Here is a 26,046-nt window from a genome sequence, read left to right as displayed (position 1 = left end):
ACCTCACAGCACCTTCTTCAGGAACGGTTCGCAGCTGATCGCATGGAGATCAAGCCCGAGGTCCTGTGGACTCATTCCCTGTGCCAGACCAAGGAGTTCAGCGAAGTGCAGTACGGGTAATCCGTACGAAACGCCGAATTTCTCCTGGATCTCGATCTGGCCACGGTCGAACTGGAGCTGACAGAATGGGCAGATATCGGTGAGTGCATCCACCTTCTCTTCCTTTAAGTTGATCAGCTTCTCGTTGGTGATGTCCAGTGCGTGGACAATATCGTATCCGCGGACACCGCCGCCGGCACCGCAGCACTGCATTTTATTGCGGTACTCGACCGGTGTTGCACCAAGGGCAGCAACGAGTTCCTCCATCCAGACCGGGTGCTCGGTGTTGAGCATGACTTCCTTCTCGAACTCACGGTCCTTGTGGGGTTTGGTGAGGTGGCAGCCATAGTGGACTGCAATGCGGGCGCCGGTCAGCGGGTTGGTGATGCTGTCGCGGATCTTGTCGACGCCGATGAACTTGTCGTTGTACAGGAGTTCAGCGGTGTGGTAGACATTGATGGTACCCTTGTACTCCATGTCCACTTCTTTAAGGACTTCATTGACTGCGTCGCGGAGATCCTTGTTGTGCTTGAGCTTGTGGTTGACCTCCCAGATCGACTTGTAACAGCCATTGCAGACAAGGGCAATGTCCATCTTCATCTGCTCGGCAAGCACGAGGTTACGGGCTGCCATTGCATAGAAGACACTCTGGTCGATCGAACCGAATGCACCGGGTGCGGGGCAGCAGCTGGCGCCCTTGAGGGGAACGAGCTCTACGCCGAGTTTCTTCATCGCCTTGATGGAGGCGGATTCGACACCGGGGTACCGGTTGGGGGCAATGCATCCAAGGTAGAATGCGAACTTGTGGTTTATTCCTGATTCAGACATGGTCAGCCCTCCCGTTCCTTGATGATCCGGTCTGCATTGGCCTTCAGTTTATAGTGGTCAATGATCTTCCTGATAGCAGGCATGTATTCCGGATACATGTGGGTGGTCGGCGGGTCTCGGGTCAGGCCGAGCCGCTCGCGGGCTGCACGGTTGACATCGTTGTTGGGCACACCGTGGCCTGAAGCATAGATCGCCGTAACGGTCTTGAGGAAATTGACCGGGATGATATCTCTCTGGAATGCGAGATTCCTCATGGTCATGATGACATCCGTCGGGAGGATGTCCCGCGGGCACCGGTCTGAGCAGCTGTAACAGGTTGTACAGAGCCAGAGATCCGGGTCAGTCAGTGCTTCGTTCTCAAGTCCGAGCACAACTCTCCTCATGAACTTACGGATACGGTAGGTGCTGCGGGGTGCTGACGGGCAGGAGCCGGTGCAGGTACCGCACTGGTAGCACATGTGGGGGATAGTGCGGGAGAGAGTCTTCACTTTCTTGGAAAATTCAGGATTTGAGTCCTCGCGGAAGAATCTCTGCTCGTGGAGTTTCTTCTCCAGAGCTTCTGGGTAACCTTTTGTTCGTGCCATACTGCTCACGCCTTCTCCATTACTTTGATGCTGACCTGGCCGGAGATGTCCTCTTTCACCTTCGAAGTTCTCTTGGTGAAGAGCTTTGCCTTAATCTTGTTGAAGAGGTCAGTCTCCTTGCCCTTCATGCGAACACCGGTCCGCTGCATGACAATGATGTCCTCACCGGGGCAGGCATTGACACAGGCACCACACAGGATACAGTAATCCTTGTTCACGGCGATCTTTGCTTCGATGCTGTCGTGTTTCATTTCTGCTGCGGGGACCGGGCTCGGCAGGTAAATTGCGTTTGCCGGGCAGATGTCTGCACAGGTCGAGCAGCCGCCGGGGCACTTGTCGGCGTTGAACGAGATGTCACCCTCGAAGATCTTCTCGACGGTGATTGCCTCGGTCGGGCAGTTCTTTGCACACCACCGGCAGGTGCAGCAGTTGTCCTGGACAATACTGACCTTTCCATCGATCTTGTCGGAGATGATCTCACGCTCGACAGTGATGCACTCCTCGGGGCACACCTCGGTGCACACCTTGCAGGCATCGCACTTTGTCTCGTCCCAGATCACGTCGCCTTCGACTTTACCGGATTCAGAGGTAAACTCCTTGTGCTTCACGACGATTGCGGGGCAGATTGCACCGCAGAGGCCACACAGGGAGCACTTTTCCTTGTCGACGGTAAAGGTCGTCTTCTTCTTCATTGCGGCCGCCTTGGGCTTTGCGCCGGCAACGGGACCTTTGTAGGTTCCTTCGTACGCGGGGACATTGCGATCGATTGCGTCACGCGGGCATACCTCTTCACAGATGGTACACTTGACACATTTCTCGTCGTCAATCTCCGCCTTCATGTCGTACTGCGGGAATCCTTCCTTCTCGATGATCGGGAGTCTCTCCTTGCCATCCACCTTCAGTGTCAATGCATTGAACGGGCACATGATGACGCAGACGCCACAGTAAGAACACTTGGTCTCGTCAACATCGATTGGGGCTGCATAGTTGATTGCACCACGCCTGGATGCACCAACAAGCCCGAGGACGATTGCCTCCTCGGGGCAGGCGTCGACACATATGCCGCAGCCCGTGCAGGTCTCTGCATTGAGAATAAGGTTGTTAGTGTTCTGAAGGAGCTTCTGCTCCATCACAACATTTACCCCATCCTTCTTTTTGGAAAACTTTGGAAACAATGCCATGTATTAACCCTCACGCTGTTTCTTGTTGCACACGCACCACGGGTCCGGAGGACCCGAGGTCTGCAATTCTGATAACACCGTATGGGCACGCCTGGACACATACGCCGTACCCGGCACAGAGCTGCCCTCTGAAATCAGGGATACCGGATTCTCCGCCCCTGACCCTGCAGACCCCGGATTCGGGATCTGCGGTATGAAGCTCTGATGTGTCAACAGGACAAGCAACCACACAATTATTACAGCTAGTACAATGTTCCATGTCTATGTGCACTGCAAATGCCATTTTGATTTTCACGCACCAGCTATAGATCGATTCTAAAATCGACTAACAAAAAGTGGTAGAAGATGATAGATAAATGTTCTGAAATTTATTGGAGGATACTCTCGTTTTATTGTAATTTTAATTATGTTAATTTAAATACCCGTTCCGCAGGTTAATGGTGAAAACTCAGAGGTTAACTGATTGTTATGTACTTTTACCGGGATTTTCCTGTTTTTTTCCTGCGCTCATAACACTCAGTCATACTGGAAAAACCAATTAGAAAATTTATTCAACCACCATCATGGTACCTTTGTAGTACCGGAGGTTATCTCATGGAAATCAACGGAGTTACTATTGACAATACCTACGCAGAGGCATTCCCGACCTGGGTCTGTCGAATCATCATCACTGCGGTTACTGAGGAATGGGCAAAGACAGCAGCAACCGAGGCAACGGGTTTTGCCACATCGGCAATCGGCTGTCCCTGCGAAGCAGGCATCGAAGGCATGGTCCCGGCAAGCGAGACACCCGATGGACGTCCCGGCGTTGCTATCCTGATCTGTGCAAGCAAGAAGAAACTCAAAGAGCAGGTTGTCGAGCGCCTGGCAGAATGTGTCCTGACGGCACCCACCACCGCAGTCTTCAATGGCATCACTACTGCTGAAGAGAAGATCCCGGTCAAGCTCCACTTCTTCGGCGATGGATACGAATACCAGAAGGAAGTTGGAGGACGCAAGTGCTGGGTCATCCCGATTATGAACGGCGAATACATCGGTGAGGAAGAGTTCGGCATTGTCAAGGGTGTTGCCGGCGGCAACTTCTTTGTCATGGGCGAGAACCAGATGGCCGCACTCATGGGCGCAAAGGCAGCCTCCGATGCGATCGCCAATGTCAAGGGAGTTATCACCAGCTTCCCCGGTGGTGTCGTTGCAAGCGGTTCCAAGGTTGGCAGCCTGAAGTACAAGTTCATGGTTGCCTCAACCAACGAGAAGTACTGCCCGACACTCCGCGAGAAAGTTGCAGACAGCAAGATTCCCGCAGGTATCAAGGCAGTGTATGAGATCGTTATTGACGGTGTTGACGAGAAGTCGGTTGCAGCAGCAATGGCAGCCGGTGTCAAGGCAGCAGCAATGGTGCCCGGTGTGAAGTTCATTTCGGCCGGAAACTTTGGCGGCACGCTCGGACCGTACAAGATCGAGCTCCACAAAATCCTCTAATCCTTTTTTTCTGAAGACTGGTTTTCACGTATCGATCTCTATATATACAGTTATTGCCGAATCTTTTGTTAACGAAATTTTCGGCGATAACATGATCACCCTTACACCCGACGATGCAAAGAAGCGGTTCGGTCCGCTTTTCTCGCAGAAATTCCTGGTGATGGTAGACGAACAGAGTGGCCGGGCAGAGATCTTAGAGCAGTGCCGGGCACGCGGGCCCATTGAATGGGATGCCATGAACCGCCGCCGGGCCGGTGGTGCCGTTGCCGGCTGCTCTGTTGAAGGAACCACCATGGTGATCGATGCGAAACTCGGTACCTATCCCGTCAACTTTGGTCCCGCTGCCGGGGATATCGGTGGGCAGGCGCTGGAAGCGGTTGAAGTATCCGGTGATGAAGTGATCACGACGTGGGCCGGTATTGCCGGTGCCGGTGTCGGTGTGGCCGCCTGCCTTCCCCAGGCGCCGGGTGTGATCCGTGCAGAATACCCCACAGAAGATGATCTTAAGATTGGCGGGGCACGCACCAACCGGGTCAGGATAATCTCGCCCCGGTATGAGAAGATCTGTATTGGCATCGACGATACGGATACGAAAGCGGAAGGTGCCACATGGGTCATGGCGCTGAAGTGTGCAGGGGCATGCTCTATCCCGGGAGTGGAATTCCTGAACATGCGTCTTGTCCAGCTCAACCCTGCCGTACCCCAGAAGACCACGAACTGCGTGGGTTCTGCGCTGAATTTTGCGGTCACTCCGGGTAAGGTGCCCGAACTGCTGGACTTTGTCCGGACATTTGTTGAGAAGAACACATTCTCGAAGGACACGGGAATAGCGTACCATCGTGGCATCGGGTTCCCCCACGACTCGCCGGCATTTGCTGCGGTGAAAACGGAGATTTTGACGGTCGAGAAGGCCGAAGCGGCGGCAAAGGATCTGGGGATCACCTATATAGATACCAATGGACGGAAGGGACGGATCGGTGCACTGGGTGCAGTACTCTGGGGTAACCGGGGTATCGAGGCGGCAGGACTCTATGGAGAACATCTCTGATCCGTACGTAATCCACTACCCGCGGATCGTTGCAATCGCTGACGATTCCAACAGTTCCGTGGAACTCATCGAGTTCTTTGACTGTATCGGGGGGGCCATGTGGTCGAAGTGCCATTATGCAAAGAGCCCGCTGGTCCGGAGTGTCCGCTGCGTAGGATCCACAATGCGGTATTCCCTCAAAACCGGAAGTGTTGATCTTGCTCTGGAAGGCTCGCGGTTCCCGGCAGGGATCTCGGCATGTACGGTTGATGGTACCGAGATTGCCGTCACCTACATCGGCATGGGTGGGGGAGGTGTTGGTGCAGCTGCCTGCCGTTCTGATGCTGCCGGTGTCCTCCGGAGCAGGAGTGACCCGGCCGGGGGAGGACGCGTTGCCGGTGCCACTATCTGGCTTCCTCGGATGCAGCGTGTGCTTATTGGCGTGGATGACACCGATACTCCTGAAGAGGGAGCAACGTGGACGCTTGTCCACAACATCGCCTGTGCCATAGAAGATGAACGTTCCATCTACCTGTCGCATACCATTGTCCAGCTCTTCCCGGTGCCCTACCGGACAAAGAACTGCGTGGGGCTTGTTGTGGAGTTTGCAACCAATGATCCTGAAGGGCTGGTTGACCGGTTCCACCGGCTGCTTGAGAAGTATACCCTGTCGAAGAAGACCGGCATGGCGGTTTACGCAGGTTTCTCCCCATCCGAAGACCTGCTTTCGTACGGGCGCAAGGTCAAGCGGAGTGAAGTAGAGCCCGGCCTGCTGGAATCGGTTCACGATCCCCGGTTACGGGTTATCATGAACGGCAGGGGTATTGTCGGGGCTGTGGCAGCAATACCCTTTTTTACGAACTATGAGGAGGCTTTGGAATTATGCAGTGGAAAGAACTGAAGGCACGGCTGCTCGGGATCGGATCGGCGAACCTGACCGGGGAGCCCGCGGATCGGTTTATTGCAAAATCCGCGGCAGGGCCGGGAGCCGGTGGGCGTGGTGCGATCTTCTTTGGCATGGGAAGCCACCGGGTCAAGCTGGCCCTGAACCCGGCCAGCACCGTGGAGATCGCCCACCGGGGCAATGGTGCTGCAGACCTGTATTTTGGAGGAAAACTGATCCCGGGCCGGCTTATTGAGCCCGGGCTTCACTGTCCCGATCAGGCCTTCATCACGGTCACCGGCAGCTGTATCTTCAGATGCCGGTACTGCACCGTTCCCCGGATTGGCGGGAAACGGAAGAGCATCGAAGAGATCATGGGTATGGTGGAATCGGTACAGCACCGTATCCATGCGATCTCCATCACGAGCGGGGTGCTGAAGAGCATTGAAGACGAGGAAGCTTATGTCCTCGAGGTGATCCGGCACCTCTCGTTCTTTGGCATGCCCATCGGGGTATCGATCTACCCTTCAGACAAGACCCCTGATCGGCTGAAACAGTCTGGTGTAGCGGAAGTGAAGTTCAATATCGAGGCGGCAACGCCGGAACTCTTCGCGAAGATGTGCCCGGGTCTGGACTATGAACAGATCTGGTCTGCGCTGGACCGATCGGTTGAACTGTTCGGGAAGAACCGGGTCTTCTCCAATGTCATTGTCGGCCTTGGCGAGACCGACGAGGAACTGGAGGCCTGCATACGGAAACTGGCTTCCCATGGCGTTATCCCGGTCCTGCGACCGCTCAACCCGGTTGCCGAGCTCACCGGCACGCCCCGCCCGTCCGCGGAACGGCTTAAAAAGATCTTCTCCCTGCACGAACAGGCTCTTGCAGAATCCGGGCTCGATGCCTGCGAGGCTATGACCATGTGCACCAGTTGCGCCGGTTGCGATCTCGTACCCGGGAGGGATGAATGAAAGGCATTGATGTGATTGCAGAGGCCATTCTGGCATGTACTGACCGGCAGTACACCGTACCGGGATTCCCCATCACGGATCTTGGTGCACGTGTGCATGCAGAAATGGTGATCAACGAGAAGACTGCCCTTGAATATGCACTCGGAGACTCTCTCCAGGGCCGGAGGGCGGCAGTGATCGTCAAGAATGTCGGCGTGAATGCCTGCGCCGATCCCCTTCTCCAGGCAACCGCACAGGGGCTCATCGGTGGCGTGGTGCTGGTGGCCGGTGATGACCCGGATGCCCAGGGGTCGCAGACCGCGCAGGACTCCCGGTATTACGGGGAACTTGCGGAACTGCCGGTTATCGAACCCGGTACGGCAACATGTTCTCTTGGCGTTGAAGCCGCGCTGGAGGCCTCGGAACACTTCTCCCGTGTCGCCATGCTCCGGCTCACGCCAACCCTGTTGGAAGCCGATGTGGAAAACATCCCTGTGCAGCGGAAGGACGGGAAAGGCCGGCTATCAGAACGTACGTGGACGATGAACGGGCGGGTGACCGCGGCAGAGGAACTCTACCGCACCATGTTTGCATGGTCTTCGGCATCTCCCCTGAACCGATGGGATGGTGAACCTGCTGGTGCCGGTCCCCTGCCCGGAAAGACCCGGATCGTGACCGTGAATCCCCTGCCGAAGCAGGCTGCAGCGATCCAGGAAGTGCGGGAATATGGCAGGACGTTCATTCGCGACCATCGGGGTGTGCAGCCCCCGGTACCCCAGAAGCGCCCCCAGTGCCTGGAAGACCGTGGCCACTACAAGACGTTCTGCAGCAACTGCCCGTTCAAAGGCATGATGGATATCCTGAAAGCGCGGAACACCGCCATGATCTGCGATGCGGGATGTTCGGTGCTGGGGATGACCCCCCCATATGAACTTGGAGTGGCCAGTTACGGGATGGGTGCCAGCATCGCTGTTGCCGCACGGAGCACAAAGGTTGCCCTGATCGGGGATTATGCCCTGCTCCATTCCGGCCTGAACGCACTCATTGATGTGTACGAGAAGCGTCTGCCGATACTCTGTATTGTGATGAATAACGAGTGCACAGCAATGACCGGTAAACAGCCGGCATATAACCCGCTCCCGTACCTGCAATGGGCAGACCCGGTGATCTGCCGTGCGGAGGATCTGTCGGAACTCGAACGCGAGCTCGTGGTAACGGACAGGCCACGGACCCTCGTTATCTCCGGGACCTGTCCGGAGGGGTGTAGTCATGAACTCGTTGAATATTGAGATCTGCGATGTGACACTGCGGGACGGGGAACAGACCCCGGGTGTCTCGTTCTCCTGTAAGGAGAAGGTGGAGATTGCGACCATGCTCGATGAGATCGGGATCGAGATGATCGAGGCCGGTTTCCCTGCGGTGTCGGAAAATGAGAATGAGTGCGTGAAGACGATCGCACACCTTGGCCTTGACGCCCGTGTCTGCGGCTTCTGCCGGGCCCGCGAACCTGATATCCAGACCGCAATCGACTGCGGTGTCGACATGGTGAGCATCTTCATTCCCACCTCCGAGCTCCATGTCCGGCTCAAGTTCAAAAAACCCCGGGAACAGGTGCTCGAAGATGCCTTGAACATGATCGACTTTGCCCGCGATCACGGCGTGCAGGTCCGGTTTGCGGCAGAGGACGCCTCCCGGACGGATCTCCCCTTCCTCAAGCAGGTCTACCGGGGTGCATCAGATCACGGGGCGGCCATGATCAGTTTTGCCGATACGGTCGGGTGTCTCATCCCCTCCGAGATGCACCGGATCATGACCGAGCTCGTAGCTTCGGTTGACCGGCCGCTCAGCGCCCACTGCCACAATGACATGGGCTGTGCGGTGGCAAACACGATAACCGCTGCCGAAGCCGGGGCGTTCCAGCTCCACACCACCGTGAATGGAATTGGGGAACGGTCTGGCAACGCCTCGCTGGAGGAACTGCTGGTGGCCCTGCGGATGAAAAAGGGTATCGACCGGTATGATCTCTCGAAACTGACCGAACTCTCGCGCATGGTCGAGCAGTATTCCGGTGTTGCGCTCCCCCGTAACAAGCCGGTCACCGGAGAACTCGCGTTCTCGCACGAGAGCGGCATCCATATTGCAGCCATCCTTGAAGACCCGTCGACATACGAATATTTCCCGCCGGATCTCGTGGGCGGGGAACGGCATTTCATCCTCGGGAAACACACCGGCAAGAAAGCGCTCGAACACGTTGTGGCCTCGCTCGGGTGCGAGCTCTCGGAAACCCAGATCTGCACCGTGCTCGACATGGTCAAGGAACATTCCGAGCACAAGTGTAAGATCACTCCGGAAGTCTTACGGAAACTGATCCAGAAAGCACAGGAGTCTCCTGCATGAGCACACTCTCTGAACGAATCCTCAACGCCCCTGCCGGTGAATATGTTGATCGCAAGGTTGACCGCGCCTATGCCTGTGACGGCACGGGTCTTTTAGCCCTCGAAGCCTGGAAGAACATGGGCGCCAGCCGCCTTGCCGATGCAACGGAGTTCTCCATCATCTTCGATCATATTGCCCCGGCCAATAATACAACGACTGCGACCCTCCAGCACGAGCTCCGGGAGTTCGCGAAGAGTTCGTTCATGAACTTCTCGGATATCGGCTGCGGCATCTGCCACCAGCTGATGAGTGAAGGTGTTGTCCTGCCCGGCGAGATCGTGATCGGCGCAGACTCGCACAGCGTCACGCTCGGCGCATTCGGTGCATTTGCCTCCGGGGTCGGTGCAACCGACATGGCGGCGATCTGGCTGACCGGCGAGACCTGGTTCCGGGTCCCGGCAACCATCGCAGTCCACCTTGAAGGACGGTTCACCGGTGCAGCAGAGGCCAAGGATCTTGCCCTTGCATACGTCGGGGAACTGGGAACCGACGGTGCCACGTACCAGTCGCTTGAATTTGTGGGAGACGGGACCAAGGATCTTTCCATCGACGAACGCCTGGTCCTTTCCAACCTCTCGGTGGAGGCCGGGGCAAAAGCAGGCCTGTTCTATGCAGATGACGTGACGGTCCGGTACCTGAAGGAGCGGGGACATGCAGTAAAACCCCAGGTTCCGGAGACCTGCACGTACCTCCGTGACCTGGAGTTCGATCTCTCCGATATTGTCCCGCTCATCGCCGTCCCGCACCGGGTGGACACGGTCAAGCCTGTTGACGAACTTGCCGGCCTCCCTCTCGACCAGGTCTTTGTCGGCACCTGCACCAACGGGCGATACTCGGACCTGGCGCGGCTTGCCCGGATCATCAAAGGGAATAAAGTGGCCGTGCGGACGATCGTGGTCCCCGCATCCGCCGCGGTCCTCACCCAGGCAATCCGGACCGGCGTACTTGCCGATATCGTGGAAGCCGGGTGCACCATCGGTACACCCGGCTGCGGTCCCTGCCTTGGCGCCCACATGGGGGTGCTCGGAGAAGAAGAGGTCTGTCTCTCGACTGCAAACCGCAATTTCAAAAACCGCATGGGTGTTGGCGGGGAGATCTACCTCTCCTCCGTTGCAACGGCCGCTGCCAGTGCGCTTGAAGGAGAGATCACCGTTCCGGAGGTGGCCTGATGCATACCGAGGGTCATGCGGTCTGTCTCCCGGAAGACATTGATACGGATGTCGTGATTGCCGGCAGGTACCTGAGAACCAGGGACCGGAGCATCTGGGCAACGCACGTCTTTGAAGACCTGGATCCCGGGCTTGCACCCCGTCTCAAAGGGGCCGTCATCATTGCCGGCAAGAACTTCGGCTGCGGCTCCTCGCGGGAGCAGGCAGCGATTGCGATCCGGGAGGCAGGGGTTGTCGCGGTCATTGCACCCTCGTTTGCCCGGATCTTCTTCCGGAACGCGATCAATGTCGGCCTACCCCTCATTGAAGCGGATATTTCCTGCACCGACGGCAGTGCCATAGCATTCAACCTTGCTCAGGGCTGGGTAGACGTGGCGGGAAAACGTCATGATGTCCCGACGCTCTCGCCCCGGATGCAGGAGATCCTCGCAGCCGGTGGCCTTGTTGCGTTCTGGAGAAAACACCGATGATCTTCCCGGAGCACTGCAAGTACGTGGGATCGGCCTCAACCCGGCCCTGCGGCAATCGCGTATACTTCCTGAGCCGGTATCTCCTTCGTGAAACACCTGACGGCACCGAGCTGGTGGAAGTGACCCTTGATCCCGCGGGAAAAGGAATGATGCGGAAGATTGTCTCCTCCCGTGTACTTGCATCTCCGGATCAGGTGTACTGTTTCCCGGACCGGGTGCAGATCCATGACCGGACGCGTCTTGTTCACCTGGCCGGTGAGAGCGGGTACCGCTGCACGGTCTTTACGAGCCTTGAAGAGAACAGGACGTTTGTCCTTGATCCGGATCTCTCCGGTCTTCTCACGGTCCATGTCTACGATGTCATTCCCCCAAGGCCTACCCTGTCGGCATGCCTGAAGGAGCTTGAAGCAGACGGGCTCTTTGGGGAACTCAGCGTGCAGTTCGATCATCATATCCGGGACATCTCCACCGTTCCTGCGGATGTGTATCCCTGCCGTGCTGCAGGGTATACCCGGACGCTCGATGCCGATCCTATGCACGGTGGCGAGCGTGTGGCCGGGTGTCTCACGGGCTCGCAGTTCTACACGGAATGTTATGGGAAAAACTTCACGCTTGAGAATATCTGCCCTCTCGAACAGGTAAACGATGAACCGTTCATTGCCCGGTGCTGCCGGGCCGAGAGGGAGGGGATCGGTACCTGGAACGGGAAGTTCGGCGCCATTGTCCACTGGGGTGCGGGCCCGGCAATGATCGCCCGGTCGGTGAATGAACTGGTGACACGCTGGAGGGCAAAATGACGAAGATTGCGGTTGTCGAAGGTGATGGGATCGGGCACGAGGTCATCCCGGTTGCCCGCCGAATCCTTGAGATCCTCCACCCGGAGTACGAGTACTTCCCGGTCGATGTGGGATATGGCATGTGGGAGCGGACCGGCTGCCCCTGTGCCGACCGGGAGATCGATGAGCTCAAAACGGCCGATGCGATCCTGTTCGGGGCGATCACCACGCCTCCCATGAAGGATTACCAGAGCGTGGTGCTCCGCATCCGGAAGGCGCTCGATCTCTACGCGAACTTCCGCCCGGTCAAGGGTGAATGGTTCGATATCATGATCGTGCGGGAGAACACGGAAGGGCTCTACTCCGGTATTGAGGAGAGTACCCCCGAACGGGCCACCACCCTCCGCGTAGTATCCCGCAGGGGAAGCGAGCGGATCGCACGGGCAGCAATCCGCCTCGTGCAGCAGCGCAGGGGCCACCTGACCATCGGGCACAAGGCCAACGTGCTCAAATCAGACGTCCTCTTCCGTGACATCTGCATGAGTGAAGCGAAATCCGCGGGCGTGACCTTCAATGACAAGTTCATCGACGCCCTTGCGCTGGATATCCTCCAGCACCCGGCTGCCTATGACGTTGTTGTCACGACCAATATCTTCGGGGATATCCTGTCGGATATGGCATCGTACCTGGTTGGAGGCCTCGGCCTTGTACCGAGCGCGAATATCGGCGACCGGTACGCCCTGTTCGAGCCGGTTCACGGGAGCGCCCCCGATATTGCCGGTAAGAATATTGCCAACCCGATCGCCGCGATCCGGAGCGCGGCAATGCTCCTTGAATATCTTGGTGACCGCAAGGGAGCTGCACTGGTGGAACCCGCGATCGGCCGGGTGCTGGCACAGGGAATCCGGACCCGTGATCTCGGCGGTTCTGCCGGCACCCGGGAGTTCGGGGACTTTGTAATCAGGGATATCTGCCAACAATTGTAATAGTACGTTCCGGGCGTTTTTTCGGCACCCTTTTTATAAAAGGCTCTTGTCCGGTGTGATCTCAGGTATACTTATCCTGGCAGTCCCCTATCTGTCTGTTTTTCCCACGGTACTGGTGACCTGTAAAATCGTGAGTGGCCATCGCATTCCGTAAGGTATTCAAACAGACCGGTGAGAATATTCTAATCAGAAGTGAATCGTCATCGTGCCAGACCTTGCTGCAATACTCATCTCAATCCCGGTTTTGATCCTGGTAGCCCGGATTTTTGAAGCTGCTCTTGAAACAATCCGTACGATCTATATCAGCAAAGGTCACGCGAACCTTGCGGCCTGTGTCGGGATTGTCAAGACCGGGATCTGGCTGATCTCAACAGGGCTTGTGATAACCAACCTCACCGATTACTGGAATCTCTTTGCCTACCTTGCAGGGTATGGTATCGGGACGCTCCTGGGTATGCAGATCGAGAACATGATCTCGATCGGCGATGTCATCGTCCGGCTTATTACTCCCAACGATCCCCAGCCTATCGTCTCCCATCTCTCCACCCTTGGATATGGCATGACGCGGATCGAAGGGCAGGGCAGTTTCTCCAAAACGGTCACTATCATCCTGATGATCGTTCCCCGGACTGAACTGGGACGGCTGCTCAGCGTCCTGTCAAAAGAGTATCCCGATATCCTGTATACGGTTGAGGATGTCCGGAACATCAAAGACGGTGCACGGATCTTCTACAAGGATCCCAAGAGCAGGATCCTCGGTTTTTTCGGGATGTAATCGTTACCCGTACCCCCCATGCTCTGCCTCCTGATGCGACGGGAGGCACCCTGCCATGTAACGGGGCTGGTCTGGAAATAATTCTCACGGGCTGCGGGTTATATCTCTTCCTCTTTCTTTTTCCAGACGTGCACCACCCAGAGAAGCGATACAACCGTGGCAACAATGGTTGAACCAAAGAGCAGGGGGACATACCACCACTGTGCTGCCATGGTTCCTTCCATCACCCCGCTCCCGGCAACCGTGGCGATGGTGTTCGGGACAAGGAATGCGGTGCCGAGCACCGTGAGGTAGGCCGTGACAAGGGCAAAACGGTTGTTCGTGGTCTGGAGCTGGTTGTTGTAGATGCTCTGCATCACTTCAAGGCCGGATGCCAGCACGGTTGACATCTGCTCGGAGAGCTCGATGTGGCGGTCGATATTGTCCGACAGGATACCGATCCTGCCGAGCAGTTTCTCGTCATTGGTGATCAGGTCGGCGTCTCCATACCGCAAAGAATCGACCACATCCTTGGTGGCCCAGAGGACATTCAGGTAATCGATGAGGACATGTTTCATCCGGTAGATATCACGGGCGATCTTCTTCTTTGCCACGCTCTCCTCGATGAGCGATTTGCTGATCGCATCCCCGTGCATCTCGATCTCGCGGAGATACTCGAAGTTGCGGTCATTGTTCTCATCGATGATCCGTTCAAGGGTGAGCGTGATCTTGTCAGGTACGCTCTCGGCGGCAATCCGCTTGAAGAATGGCTGGGCGTACCGGGAGAACCGCAGCAGGCGGTTGATCTCGTCGGAGTGGACAGTGAGGACCAGTTTCTCCCGGATCAGGATGAAGAGCGGGTGGACGGTCATCTTCTCACCTTTGACCGTGACGGACGGGAGCATGATGCCCAGTTCCGTGTCATAGTCCTCGTATGCCGAATAGAATCCGTGCGCGAGTTTGGGGATGGGGACTTTGGTGAACCCGGCACGCAGGGTGAGCGGTTCCATCTCCCTCTCTTCGTCTTTGATACTGCAATCGATCCAGGCGATGCTGGCGTCCTTTATGGCAGCAAAATACTCGTCAACCGGGTGATCCACCATGCGTTCGATCCTGCCGTCAGGATAGAGGAGAATGCAAAAACTGAGGGGAATGGGTAAGGTGGGGGAAGTCTGCGGGATGCTCTGGTCGGGTATGGTAACACCTCACGATTATTGGCCGGTGCCGGATATGCAGGGGATATACGAGCTATTGCAACCGGATGTGTATAAATGTAGCCACAGGTCCTGGCTGCAGGAACCTGATTCCGGATACACCCCCATTAGGCTCCGGGAAAACCAGAACTATGATATTGATGTCCACCCTATTTCCCGGTATGACAAGCATATCTTCATACAGTGTATTGTTCTGTACTGTGCTGCTGATTGCCCTTATCGCGGCTCCCGTTTCCGGGACCGACACATCTGTCAATGCGACCACCGCGGCGCAGCCATTTATCTCGGCTGAAGTCTCTCCCGCTCAGGCAGCGGTTGGCGATCCTGTCACTGTCAGTGGTGTGGCAACCGGTGGGAATCTCACTGCGGGTGTCCAGATCTGGGCATTTGCAGGGAATTATGTGAATGTCTCAACGGTTCCGGTCAATACTGATGGAACATTTTCGAAGACGTACCAAACTGCAGGTCTTCCCCCGGCAACATATTACGTGATCGTGCAAAGCCCCGGTAAGGATGGAAGCCTGAACATAGTAATGGATACAACGGGATCGTATTCCGGCCAGGTCGTGAACACGAAGACCGGCAACCTTGTATTCAACTTCACCGGCACCGGGAGCGTGCAGGATTCTGCGGCAGCTGCTGCCCTTTCTGATGCATTCAACCTGCCTGGTGTTGATGATATCTATACCAAGTGTACTTTCCAGCTCGTGGCCCCGGTAACTTCACTGCCTGTCAGCACGACAAATGCACCGGTTGCAACTACAACAACCAAAAAATCCCCATTACTGTTCAGTACCCTCCTTGCCGGGCTGGGCGTTGCAGGAAGTGCTTTTGCATGGCACTCCCGCAAATAATCCTTTTTTCTTATTTTCCCCCCGATATCAGTTCGCGCGGTTTTTTATAAGATTCCCTCAAAGGAATCTGTAAGAAATGGTGATGCGTATGGAGAACGGGTACCGGATTGTGATGATCCTTGTTTTGCTGACCGCAGGTATTGCCTCTGTTGCAGCGGATACAACAACAGATAACAGCGATCAGGGATGGTATGTGATCCATTGTAATGTCTATGGATCAAAAGTCTATCTTGATGACAAATATGTGGGGACGGTACAACTGGGAACGCTCACTGTCCCGGTATCGACAACCGCCACAGGTTATTCAACGATCCGTGTCCAGAAGAACGGCTACTCCACGTTTACCTCTTCGATCGAACGGGTGCCGTCCAAAGGAGAATCTGTTGATCTGTATGCAACCCTCAACGCGGTTCCCGATACGACCGAGACCGCGGTAGGTGGCGACGTAGGTTGGTATGTGGTGCACTGCAATGTTGATGGTGCCACGGTCATGTTTGATGAAACGAACCGGGGTGAGATCACGAAGGGGATAGTGTATGTGGCGGTCTACAGCACCGGCACACCCTACACGGACTTTACCGTGAAAAAGGATGGGTATACCTCATATACATCGGCGCTCACCACAATTCCGGGGAAAGGTGAGACTGTTGATCTCTATGCCACCCTTAACCCGGTGGCGACGACCTCAACCACACCGGCGACAATCGGTGGGAATATCGGCTGGTACGTGGTGCACTGCAATGTTGACGGTGCCACGGTCTCCTTCGATAATGATGCAAAGGGGCAGATTACCCAGGGGAACCTGACGGTGCAGGTCTATGTGACCGGCACCCCCTACAAGACGTTCACAGTCTACAAGGGAGGGTACGTGCCTTATACCGGCACGATCGACACCTATCCTGCCAAGGGTGAGTCGGTTGACCTGTACGCAACCCTCAACGCCCAGCCGGGCACCACCACCGTCCCGGTTACCACGACCCAGAAATCCCACCTCCCCGTATGGATTTGCGGGCTCTCTCTCCTGATTGCGTGCGCCATGGTGTCGGCGCTCTCCCGGAAATAATCCTTTTTTAGGCAGTCCTGCCCAGGATAATCCCCGTTTTTTCCTAGGATGGTGGAATGTCGCAAGGCTTTATCATCTTCATGGTTGTTCATTATTTCTGATACAGATACCTGGATTTTAAAGGAGAGATAATCATGATTTCACTCCGGTTTTACCGGATATACGATATTGGCCGGGAGATCGATCTCGACTGGCTTGAAAAGGCGCTTGCCCAGAATTATTTTACTGCAAGGAGCAGTTTCGTGCGGGTCAAACCCAAATCGATCATGCTTGAAGACCCCCCGCTCATGATCCAGATGAACCCGATCCGGGTGGAGCGGGACGGCAGGCCGTTTGAATTCTCTGTGGTAGCCCGGGTGTACGATATCGGGGTTATCAGTTTCTGTTTCATTTACGAGAACCAGGAGGCTGCAATCGCGGAACTGGAGGAGCTCGCATTCCTGTTTGCAGGTCAGGAAGGTCTTGCAGAGTACTATGTCCAGTACCTCAAGACGCTCGGTGAGATCATCCGCCCGCACATCAAGGGATTTGCCATCAACCCGGATTTCTATGAGGATTATTCGATCTATGTCACCGACCACCGGGATGATTCCATTGACCCGGTCGCGCTCCTGATAGGAGAAAATACCAACCTTTCCCCGCAGATCCGCGACGAGATAATGAAGAACTCCCTCAGTTACACAACGGATGACCTTGCCATCCTCTCGTGGGATTCAGCTCTTCTCTGCAACCCGGAGAGCCCGACGGATCTCATTGATCTCATCGAGTTCGCGAACGTGCAGGTGCTGGAACTCCGGTACTATGACCGTGAACTGACCCGGGAGATGGAGAAGATGTATGACGACATCGAGCATGCAGACCGCATGTCCCAGTTCCACCGGGGCCGCCAGTACCACGCGATCATGGCGAAACTCATGGAGACCTCGGCGGAGATCTCCGAGATCATTGAGAAGGTCAACAACCTGATCAAGGTGACGGAGGATGTCTACTATGCCCGCGTCTATGCAACGGCGCTCAGAGTACTCCGGAGCGGCCAGTGGAGCGAGAGCGTCAGCCGCAAGATAAAGGTGATCCAGGAGAACTACTCGATGCTCTCGGATGAAGTGCGTATCCAGCACTCCAATTTCCTGGAATGGGTTGTCATCATCCTGATCGCGTTCGAACTGGTGTTCATGGTCATGGCCATCCATTAAGGGGTGATCCCCCTGGCGTTCGAATGTAGCCAGTGTGGGGAATGCTGCCGGAATCTCGGGTACGTCCACGTGATCCGTGAAGAGTACGGGGATTACCGCTTCCTGCTCCACAATACGTATACCGGGGAAGATACCCCGGTTGAAGTGGATCCGGACAAGCGCGGGTTGTTTGATGACAGGAGCATCTTTGAAAAATTCCCCCATACCTGTCCGTTTTTCCGGCACCAGCCGGGTAGCGGGAATGCCTTATGTACTGTACACCGGACCCGCCCGGAGATCTGTCGGGATTACGAATGCTGGCGGCTGCTGATCCTCGATCATGCAGGCCGGCTGGCGGGGCGCATCAGGTATTCCCGGATGCTCTGCTCCGATGATCCGCTCCTGATAAAGATCTGGGATGACTGCATAGATGTGAATAACGAGCCGGATGACCAGAAGTGGGAGGATGCGATGATTCGCACCCTCAGACAAGCTGGCTATTCAGTACGCAGGTAGGCCGGTATTTCATCAGCGTTTCCCCATCATACATTCCTGCAGTACTGTGTATACATGCCCCGGTTCACTTTCAACCCGCACGGTATCCCCCTTAAATGATCTGCTGCCCTCGTTCTCATCAGACTATGATCGGGAAAGGTGCTTATCTCCGGCAACTTACCGCATCCACGATGCCGATGCAGTCTGTTGCTATGGGAAAGGAGATTGAAGGCAGTACTCCCCCGTCCGTATTTGTCGGGAGCTGGAATTACCCGGATGTCTTTGCCGGCCCCATGGTCGCCCCGATGCATGGCGATACAACGGTCATGGATATGCCAGAAGCCTGGATCTCCGGGAACAAGACACAGGATGAGATCATCGGGTACCGGATGAACCTCATCCGGGGAAAACAGCAGGTGAATGCCGGTGATCTCGATACCCGTTTTGTCGGGAAGCTCCAGGAGATCTCCCTGTCAGCGTCTTCCCTTGAGAGCGAGATCGCTTTCACCAGCACACCCCAGGGGCAATCCTTCTCTGAAGAGCACACACCGTTTGGCCCCAGTGCGCCGATCGAGCGCTTCGATATCGAGGCGGGACGGTGGAACCATGATCTGGAGAAGGTGTTCTACGATACCGATCTGAAGGCCGCCGATGCGGTGATGGACCTGCATAAGGACGGCGTTCCCTTCTCGGGCATCCAGAAGGCATTCTCGGTGGGGACGATGGGCCAGGAGCGGGGGCGCCGTCTTGTCCCAACGAGATGGTCGATCACGGCCTGCGACACGATCATCGGTGACCGGCTGCTTACCGCAGTAAAGAAGCAGCCGGTCATCGATACCTGGCGGGTGCACGAGTTCTCCAGCCTCAATAATCATTACGCGGTCATCCTGATGCCAACCGCATGGCAGTATGAGTGGTCGGAGGCGTTTCTCCACGTGCTGGGCAACGAGGAACTGGTCTTCTCGGATCATGAAGGTACAAAGAAAAAGACCACGTACTCCCCCCTTGGCGGATGCTATTACTCCTGCAAGATGGCAGTTCTCGAATCGCTCGCCCGCGAACAGAGGCAGGCCGGGGCGATCATCCTCCGCGAGGCACGGAAGGGCTATGTACCGATGGGGGTCTTCAATGTCCGGGAGAATGTCCGGAGCGCAATGCAGCAGCCCGCCTCCGAGTTTGAGGGAATCCAGCCCGCCCTCCGGTACCTTTCAGAGAAGTTCACCCTTCCGGTCACCCGGTTCATCGAGGAAGGAAAACTCCTCCGGTCCGTTATCCGCGAACGGCAGTGCAGGCTTGGCGATTTCATCCCGGCAGCAGGGTGAGGTCCGACGTATGGTGCCCGTTACGGTTAATCCCCCTGCGATAACGGCATATCCGGATGCATTGCATGGTGTGGAGAGGGAAATAGCGGCAGAGAATCGGAGGATCATCATCCATCTCGACATGGATAGTTTCTATGCCTCGGTGGAGGTGCAGCGCCGGCCGGACCTTGCCGGTAAACCCGTTGTCATCGGTGCAGATCCAAAGCAGGGAAAAGGGCGGGGTGTTGTCTCAACCTGCTCCTATGAGGCACGGGCATTCGGCATAAGGTCGGCAATGCCAATCTCGCAGGCCTTTGTCCTCTGTCCCCACGCGATCTTCCTGCCACCGGATTTTCCTGCATATACTCAGGCATCGGTTGCAGTGATGGGGATCCTCCGGTCATACGGGTTTTTGATGGAGCAGGTCAGTATCGATGAGGCCTTTCTCGATGTAAGCCCGGTGGGGAATTTCCCGGATGCTCAAGCGCGTGCAGAAGAGATCCGGGCAGCCATACGGAACCGGCTTGGACTTTCGTGCTCGATAGGTATTGCCCCGTCGATGGCCGTTGCAAAGATAGCCTCGGATTTCAAGAAACCCAACGGACTTACGGTCGTCCCCCCCGCCGCTCTGCAGGCTTTCCTTGATCCCCTTCCCGTCAGGAAGATTCCCGGTGTCGGGAAAAAAGCAGAGGCCCTGCTGCTCGAGATGGGGATCAGGACTGTTGGGGATCTTTTGGGGCATGATGTCCAGGATCTGATCGGCCGGTTTGGCCGCAGTGCAATCGCCCTGCACCAGCTGGCGTGCGGCAACGATGATCGTGAGATTGTTGATTCTCATGATGTGAAATCGATCTCCCGGGAGACGACATTCGATATGGATACGGATGATCCGGAGGTTATAATTTCCACGCTCGACCTTCTCGCCAGCAGTGTCTGCGATACCCTCGCAGAAGAACAGTTGCGGTTCAAAACCCTGACGCTCAAGATCCGGTACCCGGGTTTCATCACCCGGAATAAAAGTCGTAGTTTATCGCATTATTCCCGCGATCCTGCAACGGTACGGTCCCTTGTCCGGATCCTTTTCCGCGAGGTCTATGACGGTCGGAAGATCCGGCTCATCGGGATCCGGTTGTCGTCGTTTGAGAAGACGGATGCGCTTCAGGCAACGCTTTGCCTGTAAACGAGTTTACCTACCTGTTTTTGCATGGCGTTCCAGCACCTGCTCCACGTCTTCGATCTCAACGGTGTATGCCGCAATGCCCTGCACCAGTGCACGCAGTTCGTCACAGGGCAGGGAGACCGGTGAATGGCCTGTTGAGAGGATCGCCTCTGCAAGGTGGTATGCTGTTCTCCTGTTCCCCTCGCGGAATGCAGGATAGGCGCAGAGCGACCAGAAGACTGTTGCAGCCCGGGGGATCCCCTCTTCGCGGAGGTTTGCCTGGAATACTACCTCGTTCAGGATTCCTTCACAGATGATCCGGTCATCGCCCCCGTCTTTTGCCAGGATCCTGTCATGCATCCCGATGATCGTCTCTACCGTGATCTCCTGCATCTTCTGCCCTCGCCTGTATGATCAGTACGAATAGGTTCTGGTATCACATGAATCCGGCGCAGTGATCACAAACTTTTGTAGCGATCTGACAGATCCATTCTGTCATCTGGTTTTTCCTGGAGATCAGTTCCCCGTACTACCCGGCCAGATAATGGCCTGGATAGTTGTGGAATAATGGTGGGTTGGGTGGGTTTTGTGCAGACTCTGACCAAAATTTTTTTGCCGGATCTTGCCTGAAAAATTTCAGGCACCCCCTCAGACCCTGCTCAAAATCCGCGAGCCGATCAACCAGACCTTGCTCAACATTTTTTGACCAGACCCTGCTTAAAAAAAATCAGGCAGACCTTACCTGCAAAAAGTTAAACAGATCTGTATGAACGTAAAACCAGAAAACCGGGTTCCGTCGTAAGAAAAACCTGAAATGAAACAGACCCTGCTTACATTATTTTGAGCAGACCTTGATTGAAAATTTTTCAGCAGACTCTGCCTGAAATTTTTTTGCCGGACCTTGCCTGAAAAATTTCAGGCACCCCCTCAGCCCCTGCTTGAAATCCGCGAGCCGATCAACCGGACCCTGCTCAAAAAAATTTTCAGCAGACCCTGCCTGAAAAAATAGTAACTAATACTGACCTCCTATTGAAATGCCCGATCTCTGCACCCGGCACACAGACAACAACGTTCATATAACCCCGGAACGACACTTTCCATCCCTGAAGTGATCCCTCCATGAGTTACATGAACCTCGAGCTCTTTGATGGCATGACCGATGCAGACAAACACCAGTACCTGGAATTCCTTCTCTGGCATTACCGGGTCGTGGACGCCTTCTGGTTCATCAACATCTCTGACACGTACGGGCAGCCGGTTGCGGAGAAGATCAACGAAGATGTCTGGGGACGCGTGGCCGGCATGGCGGCAAAGGACATCGCCCGCCGCTTCACGATCACAGAAAAAGGACTCCCCGGTTTTGTCAAAGCCCTCCGGCATTTCCCGTGGGCAATGATCGTCGGATACACCATCGAGGAGAGGGAGGACGAGGTGATCATCTCCGTTCCGTCGTGCCCTACGCAGGAGGCCCGGCTCCGCAGGGGGCAGGGGGAGTACGTCTGCCGTGAGATGCACCGGGCGGAGTTCACCTCCTTTGCGCAGGCGATTGACCCGGCTATCCGGGTGGAATGCCTGTTTGCCCCCCCCGATCCCCATCCCGCGGATATGTTCTGCCAGTGGCGCTTTTATCTCGATAAGACCGGCGGGTGCTGATGGAGATCAATGGACTTGGGATCCCCGCGCTGATCTATCTTTGCGTTAACCTGGTTGCAGGCTGTGCCTTTGCATGGGACAAGCGCCGGGCGAGACGGAACGCATGGAGGATCAGCGAGAGCACGCTGCTCGTGCTGGCCCTTCTCGGGCCGTTTGGAGCATTTGCCGCCATGTGCCTGTTCCGGCACAAGACGCAGAAAGTGAAGTTCTGGCTTGTGCCGATCTTTGCCATTATCCACGCGATCCTGATTATCTGGCTGCTGACCGGTATTCTCCGGTAATACTACCCTCAGGCTGCTTATGGCACTGTCGTGGGTTATTCCAGGTGTCTGACCGGCACATAGATCTCGGTGACGATCTCTTCTGGCGCAACCTCCCGTGGATCATTGGGATATACTTCGCGGACCGGGCCACTGATGACCAGGCCCTTTTCCTCTATCCATGAAAAGAGCCTGAGGTAAGTCGGCTCGCAGGAAGCATAGGGTCCCTTGTGGGTGATATGGGCCATCTGTCCTCCGGGAAGTTCGTACGCCTTGATCTCTTTTGTTCCTTTCACTGGCTCCGCCACCGGCCATGCGACCTCGATCTCTGCTGTCCCTTTCTCATTTGCCTCGTTCACGGCCTCCGGGGAAGTCTCATGGCAGATAAAGATCGGTGCTCCGGCAATAGCGATCTTCTTTTTCTGCATATGCTCAACGAGGTTCATGAGGAGTTCAGGGATCAGGGCATAGGTTCCGGTCTTCTGTGTCCCAAGCACGTTCTGGGTCGGGACATCAACAAGGGTAATCTCTGTCATAACTACTATTCACCATCTCATCGTTCCTTTAAAGGCCTGAGGATTGTGTGGCGTGAAAGTGTGTCGGCTCACGTACAAACCCCACCTCTTTAATACCGGGATTTTCCATACACTCTTGAATGCGGACCAACAGGCACCAGTATTTCCTCGACCTTGCTTCGCGCTGCGCCCGCCAGGGCACCTGCCTTCGGCGCAATTTCGGCGCGATCATTGTCGATGAATTCAATACCATCGTATCGACCGGTTACACCGGCGCACCCAGAAAACAGATGGACTGTACGGAGCTGAACCGCTGCTGGAGAAAGGAGCATAACATCCCATCAGGATCGAACTACGAGCGCTGCCGGAGCGTCCATGCCGAAATGAACGCGCTCCTCCAGGCCGGCAAGCATGCCCGGGGCTGCACCCTCTACCTCTCCGGGTTCGATGTCGAGACCGACGGGATCACCCAGATCTGGCCGTGCTTCCTCTGCTCCAAGATGATCGTCAACTGTGGGATAACCAACGTGATCATGCGGACCAGCGCTGATACTTACAAGGAGATGGACCCGATGGTCCTGTACCAGATGCGGAGCCGGGAATCGCTTGGCGACGACGCCAAATAATTGCCCTCTTTTTCAGATTGCACGGTTGAATCCCGTCAGTTTTTCCCGCGGCGGATCTCGTTGTAGAGCGAGACGAGCGAGAGGCTGATCAGGTTCATGGTTGTTGCTGCGTACCAGAGGATCGATTCAACCGGTGTCAGGGTTGCGATCCACCCGGTCCAGAGCATGGCGGAGATGATCACAAAGGTCAGCAGGGTATCGAAGGCTAGGAAGACCAGCGGCATGCCGAGGATACGCCCGAGCTGGGCAATAGTGCAGTACTCGAACGGTGCTGTGTAGTGGAACAGGTCGAGGACCGATTTTCCCGCATTCATCAGGAGGTCAGCCACTGCCCAGGTAGTCACGACCAGTCCCCAGAATACCAGTGATCCCCCGGTTGAAGATCCGGCCCGCATCATGCTCAGGCCAAAGAGGATCTTGAAGAGGCAGAACGGGATACCGATCGTGCAGCTCAGAAAGAACGGGCGGAGAAAGAACCTCTGGATGGCATCCATTCCCTGCTGGCAGGCATCGCTCTTTCTGTCACAGGTATCGTCTGCCATAACACGCACTTCAGGGATCTCTCTGCTCCCGTACCGCAAGACATGTGCCCACGACAACCGCAGCGATAATTGCGTCTCCTGCACCCGGCGGGGAGGTACGGGTCGGGACGGGTGATGGCAGGGGACTGGCTGTTGTTGTCGGCAGGACTGTTGCTGGCAACGGGGTGGGCGATGGCGTGGGTGTTGGAATGGCAGTCGTAATGACAACCGTGGCTGTGGGGGACCGCGTATTGATCAGGGGACGGGATGCCGACCTGCTGTAGACTGTCTGTTCGACTTTCAGGTTGGTGTTCTCCGGTGCCTGCGGGTTCTCCACGCTCACCGAGTAGGACCTGATCGCAGTATATACCGAGGTCCTGAATTCAACGATCGCCAGGCCGGTGGAATCTGTGGTCACCCTGGCATAGTAGTTGGTGCAGGACACCGTATCTGTGGATGGCGCTACATCGTCGAGAATTGTCCGTCCGCCTCCATTGTAGTACTGGTAGGACCCGATGGTATACGGACCGTCATCGGGATCCTTTACTACGTTTGCCGTATCCGCAATCACCGGGGGTCTGTCGTATTGTTCGCCGGTCATCGTGAATGTTCCCGGCAGCCAGACATAGTACGCGGTGTTCGGGAGACCGGTGATAGTGACGGTGAACCTGCTGCCCCGGGTCAGCGAATTGCTGACAGATTGTTCCAGGGCAAGGGTCGGGACCGGGATCATCGCAATAATACAGCACAGGGCAATGAAAAGAGCGATACCGGTCACCCGTCTATTCGTCATGAGATACCCTGCCGGATAGTTGTATGTTCACCTGACATTTCACGTCAGAAGTTAAAAGCATGTGGTATTCGTACCCGGATTCCCTGACACGATCCAAGCGCTCCCCCATGTGTTAACGACCGGGCCCGGCACAACCCATTTATCATAGCACTTATATCTCATCCATGTGGAAAACATGAGCGAACCGGTAGAATTCATGGTGGTGAAGATCCACAAGCCCGAAGATGTCAATGTTATCCTCGGTCAGTCGCATTTTATCAAGACCGTTGAGGACATCAGCGAGACGGTTGTCAGTGCCGTCCCGGGTGCAAAGTTCGGCCTGGCATTCTGCGAATCATCCGGCGATTGCCTGATCCGCCTTGACGGCAACGACAGTGACCTGGTTGCCCTTGCCCGGGACAATGCCCGCGTGATCGGTGCAGGGCACTCCTTTATCCTCTTCCTGCGTGACTGTTACCCCATCAATGTCCTGAATGCGATCAAGATGATCCAGGAGGTCTGCACTATCTATTGTGCCACGGCAAATGCTGCGGATGTGATCATTGCTGAGTCTGCACAGGGCCGGGGGATCCTGGGCGTGATCGATGGTCAGAAGCCTAAAGGTGTCGAGGGGCCTGAGGGTGTTGCATGGAGAACCGGGCTGCTCCGCCAGTTCGGATACAAACGGCGCTGATCATACTCCCTGCAATCTGCACTGTCATGCGGTACCTGCCCGTGTTTACCATTGCAGAATGGAGCCCTTTGGTGAGAATAAAAAACGGTGTCTCCAGCCAGTGTTATGGATTTCATAAAAAAAAATCA

At 55.8% G+C, this 26,046-nt stretch carries 30 protein-coding genes; 21 read left to right on the top strand and 9 right to left on the bottom strand.

Annotated elements, in window-relative coordinates; genetic code table 11:
* Positions 1 to 3: 3 nt before the first annotated feature.
* Genes hdrB through LUQ43_RS06850 form a run of 4 tightly spaced genes read right to left on the bottom strand, consistent with a single transcriptional unit; the run spans position 4 to position 2,975 of the window.
* Positions 4 to 927, bottom strand: coding sequence for a CoB--CoM heterodisulfide reductase subunit B (gene hdrB / locus LUQ43_RS06865; RefSeq protein WP_299965517.1), 924 nt, complete (start codon positions 925 to 927; stop codon positions 4 to 6).
* A 2-nt stretch (positions 928 to 929) separates the two neighbouring features.
* On the bottom strand, positions 930 to 1,511 hold the full coding sequence (gene hdrC / locus LUQ43_RS06860; RefSeq protein ID WP_299965515.1) for a CoB--CoM heterodisulfide reductase subunit C: 582 nt from the start codon (positions 1,509 to 1,511) through the stop codon (positions 930 to 932).
* Positions 1,512 to 1,516: 5 nt separating this feature from the next.
* Positions 1,517 to 2,692, bottom strand: coding sequence for a 4Fe-4S binding protein (locus LUQ43_RS06855; RefSeq protein ID WP_299965513.1), 1,176 nt, complete (start codon positions 2,690 to 2,692; stop codon positions 1,517 to 1,519).
* A gap of 10 nt (positions 2,693 to 2,702) precedes the next feature.
* Entirely contained in the window at positions 2,703 to 2,975 is a 273-nt protein-coding gene (locus LUQ43_RS06850; protein WP_299965612.1) for a 4Fe-4S dicluster domain-containing protein, read from the bottom strand.
* A 311-nt stretch (positions 2,976 to 3,286) separates the two neighbouring features.
* On the opposite strand from LUQ43_RS06850, the gene fhcD reads away from it, so the two are divergent.
* The 11 genes from fhcD (at position 3,287) to LUQ43_RS06795 (ending at position 13,640) form a co-directional block, all read left to right on the top strand.
* Positions 3,287 to 4,171, top strand: coding sequence for a formylmethanofuran--tetrahydromethanopterin N-formyltransferase (fhcD, locus tag LUQ43_RS06845; RefSeq protein WP_299965511.1), 885 nt, complete (start codon positions 3,287 to 3,289; stop codon positions 4,169 to 4,171).
* A gap of 91 nt (positions 4,172 to 4,262) precedes the next feature.
* Positions 4,263 to 5,219: a tRNA(Ile2) 2-agmatinylcytidine synthetase gene (locus LUQ43_RS06840; protein ID WP_299965508.1), complete on the top strand. Its 957-nt coding sequence runs from the start codon at positions 4,263 to 4,265 to the stop codon at positions 5,217 to 5,219.
* Entirely contained in the window at positions 5,203 to 6,099 is an 897-nt protein-coding gene (gene mmp11 / locus LUQ43_RS06835) for a methanogenesis marker protein 11 (RefSeq protein ID WP_299965506.1), read from the top strand. The genes LUQ43_RS06840 and mmp11 overlap by 17 nt, the downstream gene beginning before the upstream one ends.
* Entirely contained in the window at positions 6,081 to 7,049 is a 969-nt protein-coding gene (locus LUQ43_RS06830; protein WP_299965504.1) for a radical SAM protein, read from the top strand. Before mmp11 ends, LUQ43_RS06830 begins: the two co-directional genes overlap by 19 nt.
* On the top strand, positions 7,046 to 8,317 hold the full coding sequence (locus LUQ43_RS06825) for a thiamine pyrophosphate-dependent enzyme (protein ID WP_299965500.1): 1,272 nt from the start codon (positions 7,046 to 7,048) through the stop codon (positions 8,315 to 8,317). The genes LUQ43_RS06830 and LUQ43_RS06825 overlap by 4 nt, the downstream gene beginning before the upstream one ends.
* Positions 8,298 to 9,425: a homocitrate synthase family protein gene (locus tag LUQ43_RS06820; protein ID WP_299965498.1), complete on the top strand. Its 1,128-nt coding sequence runs from the start codon at positions 8,298 to 8,300 to the stop codon at positions 9,423 to 9,425. Before LUQ43_RS06825 ends, LUQ43_RS06820 begins: the two co-directional genes overlap by 20 nt.
* Positions 9,422 to 10,633, top strand: coding sequence for an aconitase/3-isopropylmalate dehydratase large subunit family protein (locus LUQ43_RS06815; RefSeq protein WP_299965496.1), 1,212 nt, complete (start codon positions 9,422 to 9,424; stop codon positions 10,631 to 10,633). The genes LUQ43_RS06820 and LUQ43_RS06815 overlap by 4 nt, the downstream gene beginning before the upstream one ends.
* Positions 10,633 to 11,103 carry a 3-isopropylmalate dehydratase gene (locus tag LUQ43_RS06810; protein ID WP_299965494.1) on the top strand — a complete coding sequence of 157 codons (471 nt, stop codon included), beginning with the start codon at positions 10,633 to 10,635 and terminating at the stop codon, positions 11,101 to 11,103. The genes LUQ43_RS06815 and LUQ43_RS06810 overlap by 1 nt, the downstream gene beginning before the upstream one ends.
* Positions 11,100 to 11,900, top strand: a complete 801-nt coding sequence (locus LUQ43_RS06805; RefSeq protein ID WP_299965492.1) for a hypothetical protein — start codon at positions 11,100 to 11,102, stop codon at positions 11,898 to 11,900. The genes LUQ43_RS06810 and LUQ43_RS06805 overlap by 4 nt, the downstream gene beginning before the upstream one ends.
* On the top strand, positions 11,897 to 12,865 hold the full coding sequence (locus tag LUQ43_RS06800; RefSeq protein WP_299965489.1) for an isocitrate/isopropylmalate dehydrogenase family protein: 969 nt from the start codon (positions 11,897 to 11,899) through the stop codon (positions 12,863 to 12,865). Before LUQ43_RS06805 ends, LUQ43_RS06800 begins: the two co-directional genes overlap by 4 nt.
* A gap of 205 nt (positions 12,866 to 13,070) precedes the next feature.
* Positions 13,071 to 13,640: a DUF5698 domain-containing protein gene (locus LUQ43_RS06795; RefSeq protein ID WP_299965486.1), complete on the top strand. Its 570-nt coding sequence runs from the start codon at positions 13,071 to 13,073 to the stop codon at positions 13,638 to 13,640.
* A 98-nt stretch (positions 13,641 to 13,738) separates the two neighbouring features.
* Here LUQ43_RS06795 and LUQ43_RS06790 read toward each other — a convergent pair whose 3' ends face one another.
* Positions 13,739 to 14,722 (bottom strand): CorA family divalent cation transporter, encoded by a 984-nt coding sequence (locus tag LUQ43_RS06790; protein WP_299965483.1) that lies wholly within the window; start codon positions 14,720 to 14,722, stop codon positions 13,739 to 13,741.
* Positions 14,723 to 14,994: 272 nt separating this feature from the next.
* On the opposite strand from LUQ43_RS06790, the gene LUQ43_RS06785 reads away from it, so the two are divergent.
* The 6 genes from LUQ43_RS06785 (at position 14,995) to dinB (ending at position 20,898) form a co-directional block, all read left to right on the top strand.
* A complete protein-coding gene (locus LUQ43_RS06785) occupies positions 14,995 to 15,687 on the top strand; it encodes a hypothetical protein (RefSeq protein ID WP_299965481.1) in 693 nt (230 codons plus the stop codon).
* A 76-nt stretch (positions 15,688 to 15,763) separates the two neighbouring features.
* On the top strand, positions 15,764 to 16,750 hold the full coding sequence (locus LUQ43_RS06780) for a PEGA domain-containing protein (RefSeq protein ID WP_299965478.1): 987 nt from the start codon (positions 15,764 to 15,766) through the stop codon (positions 16,748 to 16,750).
* Positions 16,751 to 16,884: 134 nt separating this feature from the next.
* A complete protein-coding gene (locus LUQ43_RS06775; RefSeq protein ID WP_299965476.1) occupies positions 16,885 to 17,943 on the top strand; it encodes a hypothetical protein in 1,059 nt (352 codons plus the stop codon).
* A 3-nt stretch (positions 17,944 to 17,946) separates the two neighbouring features.
* A complete protein-coding gene (locus LUQ43_RS06770) occupies positions 17,947 to 18,438 on the top strand; it encodes a YkgJ family cysteine cluster protein (RefSeq protein ID WP_299965474.1) in 492 nt (163 codons plus the stop codon).
* Between the two features lie 125 nt (positions 18,439 to 18,563).
* Positions 18,564 to 19,739 (top strand): hypothetical protein, encoded by a 1,176-nt coding sequence (locus LUQ43_RS06765; RefSeq protein WP_299965472.1) that lies wholly within the window; start codon positions 18,564 to 18,566, stop codon positions 19,737 to 19,739.
* 10 nt (positions 19,740 to 19,749) lie between these two features.
* Entirely contained in the window at positions 19,750 to 20,898 is a 1,149-nt protein-coding gene (dinB, locus tag LUQ43_RS06760) for a DNA polymerase IV (protein WP_299965470.1), read from the top strand.
* Between the two features lie 6 nt (positions 20,899 to 20,904).
* Here dinB and LUQ43_RS06755 read toward each other — a convergent pair whose 3' ends face one another.
* On the bottom strand, positions 20,905 to 21,270 hold the full coding sequence (locus LUQ43_RS06755; protein WP_299965468.1) for a hypothetical protein: 366 nt from the start codon (positions 21,268 to 21,270) through the stop codon (positions 20,905 to 20,907).
* Positions 21,271 to 21,996: 726 nt separating this feature from the next.
* On the opposite strand from LUQ43_RS06755, the gene LUQ43_RS06750 reads away from it, so the two are divergent.
* Both LUQ43_RS06750 and LUQ43_RS06745 read left to right on the top strand, forming a co-directional pair.
* Positions 21,997 to 22,530: a DUF6125 family protein gene (locus LUQ43_RS06750; protein WP_299965466.1), complete on the top strand. Its 534-nt coding sequence runs from the start codon at positions 21,997 to 21,999 to the stop codon at positions 22,528 to 22,530.
* A complete protein-coding gene (locus LUQ43_RS06745; RefSeq protein WP_299965464.1) occupies positions 22,530 to 22,811 on the top strand; it encodes a DUF1294 domain-containing protein in 282 nt (93 codons plus the stop codon). The genes LUQ43_RS06750 and LUQ43_RS06745 overlap by 1 nt, the downstream gene beginning before the upstream one ends.
* A gap of 35 nt (positions 22,812 to 22,846) precedes the next feature.
* Here the strand turns inward: LUQ43_RS06745 and LUQ43_RS06740 are convergent, their stop codons facing one another.
* Positions 22,847 to 23,326: a GyrI-like domain-containing protein gene (locus LUQ43_RS06740; protein WP_299965462.1), complete on the bottom strand. Its 480-nt coding sequence runs from the start codon at positions 23,324 to 23,326 to the stop codon at positions 22,847 to 22,849.
* 119 nt (positions 23,327 to 23,445) lie between these two features.
* Between LUQ43_RS06740 and LUQ43_RS06735 the strand changes: the two genes are divergently transcribed.
* Positions 23,446 to 23,931, top strand: a complete 486-nt coding sequence (locus LUQ43_RS06735; protein ID WP_299965460.1) for a cytidine deaminase — start codon at positions 23,446 to 23,448, stop codon at positions 23,929 to 23,931.
* A 35-nt stretch (positions 23,932 to 23,966) separates the two neighbouring features.
* Here the strand turns inward: LUQ43_RS06735 and LUQ43_RS06730 are convergent, their stop codons facing one another.
* Both LUQ43_RS06730 and LUQ43_RS06725 read right to left on the bottom strand, forming a co-directional pair.
* Complete coding sequence (locus LUQ43_RS06730; RefSeq protein ID WP_299965458.1) at positions 23,967 to 24,473, bottom strand: hypothetical protein; 507 nt, start codon at positions 24,471 to 24,473, stop codon at positions 23,967 to 23,969.
* A 10-nt stretch (positions 24,474 to 24,483) separates the two neighbouring features.
* Entirely contained in the window at positions 24,484 to 25,245 is a 762-nt protein-coding gene (locus tag LUQ43_RS06725; RefSeq protein WP_299965456.1) for a hypothetical protein, read from the bottom strand.
* 175 nt (positions 25,246 to 25,420) lie between these two features.
* On the opposite strand from LUQ43_RS06725, the gene LUQ43_RS06720 reads away from it, so the two are divergent.
* A complete protein-coding gene (locus tag LUQ43_RS06720; protein ID WP_299965454.1) occupies positions 25,421 to 25,918 on the top strand; it encodes an adenosine-specific kinase in 498 nt (165 codons plus the stop codon).
* The last annotated feature ends 128 nt before the right edge of the window (positions 25,919 to 26,046 follow it).

Origin of the sequence: Methanoregula sp. (assembly GCF_028679125.1) — an archaeon.
GTDB lineage: Archaea > Halobacteriota > Methanomicrobia > Methanomicrobiales > Methanospirillaceae > Methanoregula.
The sequence above is the reverse complement of the archived record's forward strand: the minus strand, read 5'-3'. Positions and strand labels throughout refer to the sequence as shown.

Excerpts from the sequence above, each read along its gene's own strand:
- hdrB (WP_299965517.1), bottom strand. The coding sequence starts at position 927 with ATGTCTGAATCAGGAATAAACCACAAGTTCGCATTCTACCTTGGATGC.
- hdrC (WP_299965515.1), bottom strand. The coding sequence starts at position 1,511 with ATGGCACGAACAAAAGGTTACCCAGAAGCTCTGGAGAAGAAACTCCAC.
- LUQ43_RS06855 (WP_299965513.1), bottom strand. The coding sequence starts at position 2,692 with ATGGCATTGTTTCCAAAGTTTTCCAAAAAGAAGGATGGGGTAAATGTT.
- LUQ43_RS06850 (WP_299965612.1), bottom strand. The coding sequence starts at position 2,975 with ATGGCATTTGCAGTGCACATAGACATGGAACATTGTACTAGCTGTAAT.
- fhcD (WP_299965511.1), top strand. The coding sequence starts at position 3,287 with ATGGAAATCAACGGAGTTACTATTGACAATACCTACGCAGAGGCATTC.
- LUQ43_RS06840 (WP_299965508.1), top strand. The coding sequence starts at position 4,263 with ATGATCACCCTTACACCCGACGATGCAAAGAAGCGGTTCGGTCCGCTT.
- mmp11 (WP_299965506.1), top strand. The coding sequence starts at position 5,203 with ATGGAGAACATCTCTGATCCGTACGTAATCCACTACCCGCGGATCGTT.
- LUQ43_RS06830 (WP_299965504.1), top strand. The coding sequence starts at position 6,081 with ATGCAGTGGAAAGAACTGAAGGCACGGCTGCTCGGGATCGGATCGGCG.
- LUQ43_RS06825 (WP_299965500.1), top strand. The coding sequence starts at position 7,046 with ATGAAAGGCATTGATGTGATTGCAGAGGCCATTCTGGCATGTACTGAC.
- LUQ43_RS06820 (WP_299965498.1), top strand. The coding sequence starts at position 8,298 with ATGAACTCGTTGAATATTGAGATCTGCGATGTGACACTGCGGGACGGG.
- LUQ43_RS06815 (WP_299965496.1), top strand. The coding sequence starts at position 9,422 with ATGAGCACACTCTCTGAACGAATCCTCAACGCCCCTGCCGGTGAATAT.
- LUQ43_RS06810 (WP_299965494.1), top strand. The coding sequence starts at position 10,633 with ATGCATACCGAGGGTCATGCGGTCTGTCTCCCGGAAGACATTGATACG.
- LUQ43_RS06805 (WP_299965492.1), top strand. The coding sequence starts at position 11,100 with ATGATCTTCCCGGAGCACTGCAAGTACGTGGGATCGGCCTCAACCCGG.
- LUQ43_RS06800 (WP_299965489.1), top strand. The coding sequence starts at position 11,897 with ATGACGAAGATTGCGGTTGTCGAAGGTGATGGGATCGGGCACGAGGTC.
- LUQ43_RS06790 (WP_299965483.1), bottom strand. The coding sequence starts at position 14,722 with ATGGTGGATCACCCGGTTGACGAGTATTTTGCTGCCATAAAGGACGCC.
- LUQ43_RS06785 (WP_299965481.1), top strand. The coding sequence starts at position 14,995 with ATGACAAGCATATCTTCATACAGTGTATTGTTCTGTACTGTGCTGCTG.
- LUQ43_RS06780 (WP_299965478.1), top strand. The coding sequence starts at position 15,764 with ATGGTGATGCGTATGGAGAACGGGTACCGGATTGTGATGATCCTTGTT.
- LUQ43_RS06775 (WP_299965476.1), top strand. The coding sequence starts at position 16,885 with ATGATTTCACTCCGGTTTTACCGGATATACGATATTGGCCGGGAGATC.
- LUQ43_RS06765 (WP_299965472.1), top strand. The coding sequence starts at position 18,564 with ATGATCGGGAAAGGTGCTTATCTCCGGCAACTTACCGCATCCACGATG.
- dinB (WP_299965470.1), top strand. The coding sequence starts at position 19,750 with ATGGTGCCCGTTACGGTTAATCCCCCTGCGATAACGGCATATCCGGAT.
- LUQ43_RS06755 (WP_299965468.1), bottom strand. The coding sequence starts at position 21,270 with ATGCAGGAGATCACGGTAGAGACGATCATCGGGATGCATGACAGGATC.
- LUQ43_RS06750 (WP_299965466.1), top strand. The coding sequence starts at position 21,997 with ATGAGTTACATGAACCTCGAGCTCTTTGATGGCATGACCGATGCAGAC.
- LUQ43_RS06745 (WP_299965464.1), top strand. The coding sequence starts at position 22,530 with ATGGAGATCAATGGACTTGGGATCCCCGCGCTGATCTATCTTTGCGTT.
- LUQ43_RS06740 (WP_299965462.1), bottom strand. The coding sequence starts at position 23,326 with ATGACAGAGATTACCCTTGTTGATGTCCCGACCCAGAACGTGCTTGGG.
- LUQ43_RS06735 (WP_299965460.1), top strand. The coding sequence starts at position 23,446 with ATGCGGACCAACAGGCACCAGTATTTCCTCGACCTTGCTTCGCGCTGC.
- LUQ43_RS06730 (WP_299965458.1), bottom strand. The coding sequence starts at position 24,473 with ATGGCAGACGATACCTGTGACAGAAAGAGCGATGCCTGCCAGCAGGGA.
- LUQ43_RS06725 (WP_299965456.1), bottom strand. The coding sequence starts at position 25,245 with ATGACGAATAGACGGGTGACCGGTATCGCTCTTTTCATTGCCCTGTGC.
- LUQ43_RS06720 (WP_299965454.1), top strand. The coding sequence starts at position 25,421 with ATGAGCGAACCGGTAGAATTCATGGTGGTGAAGATCCACAAGCCCGAA.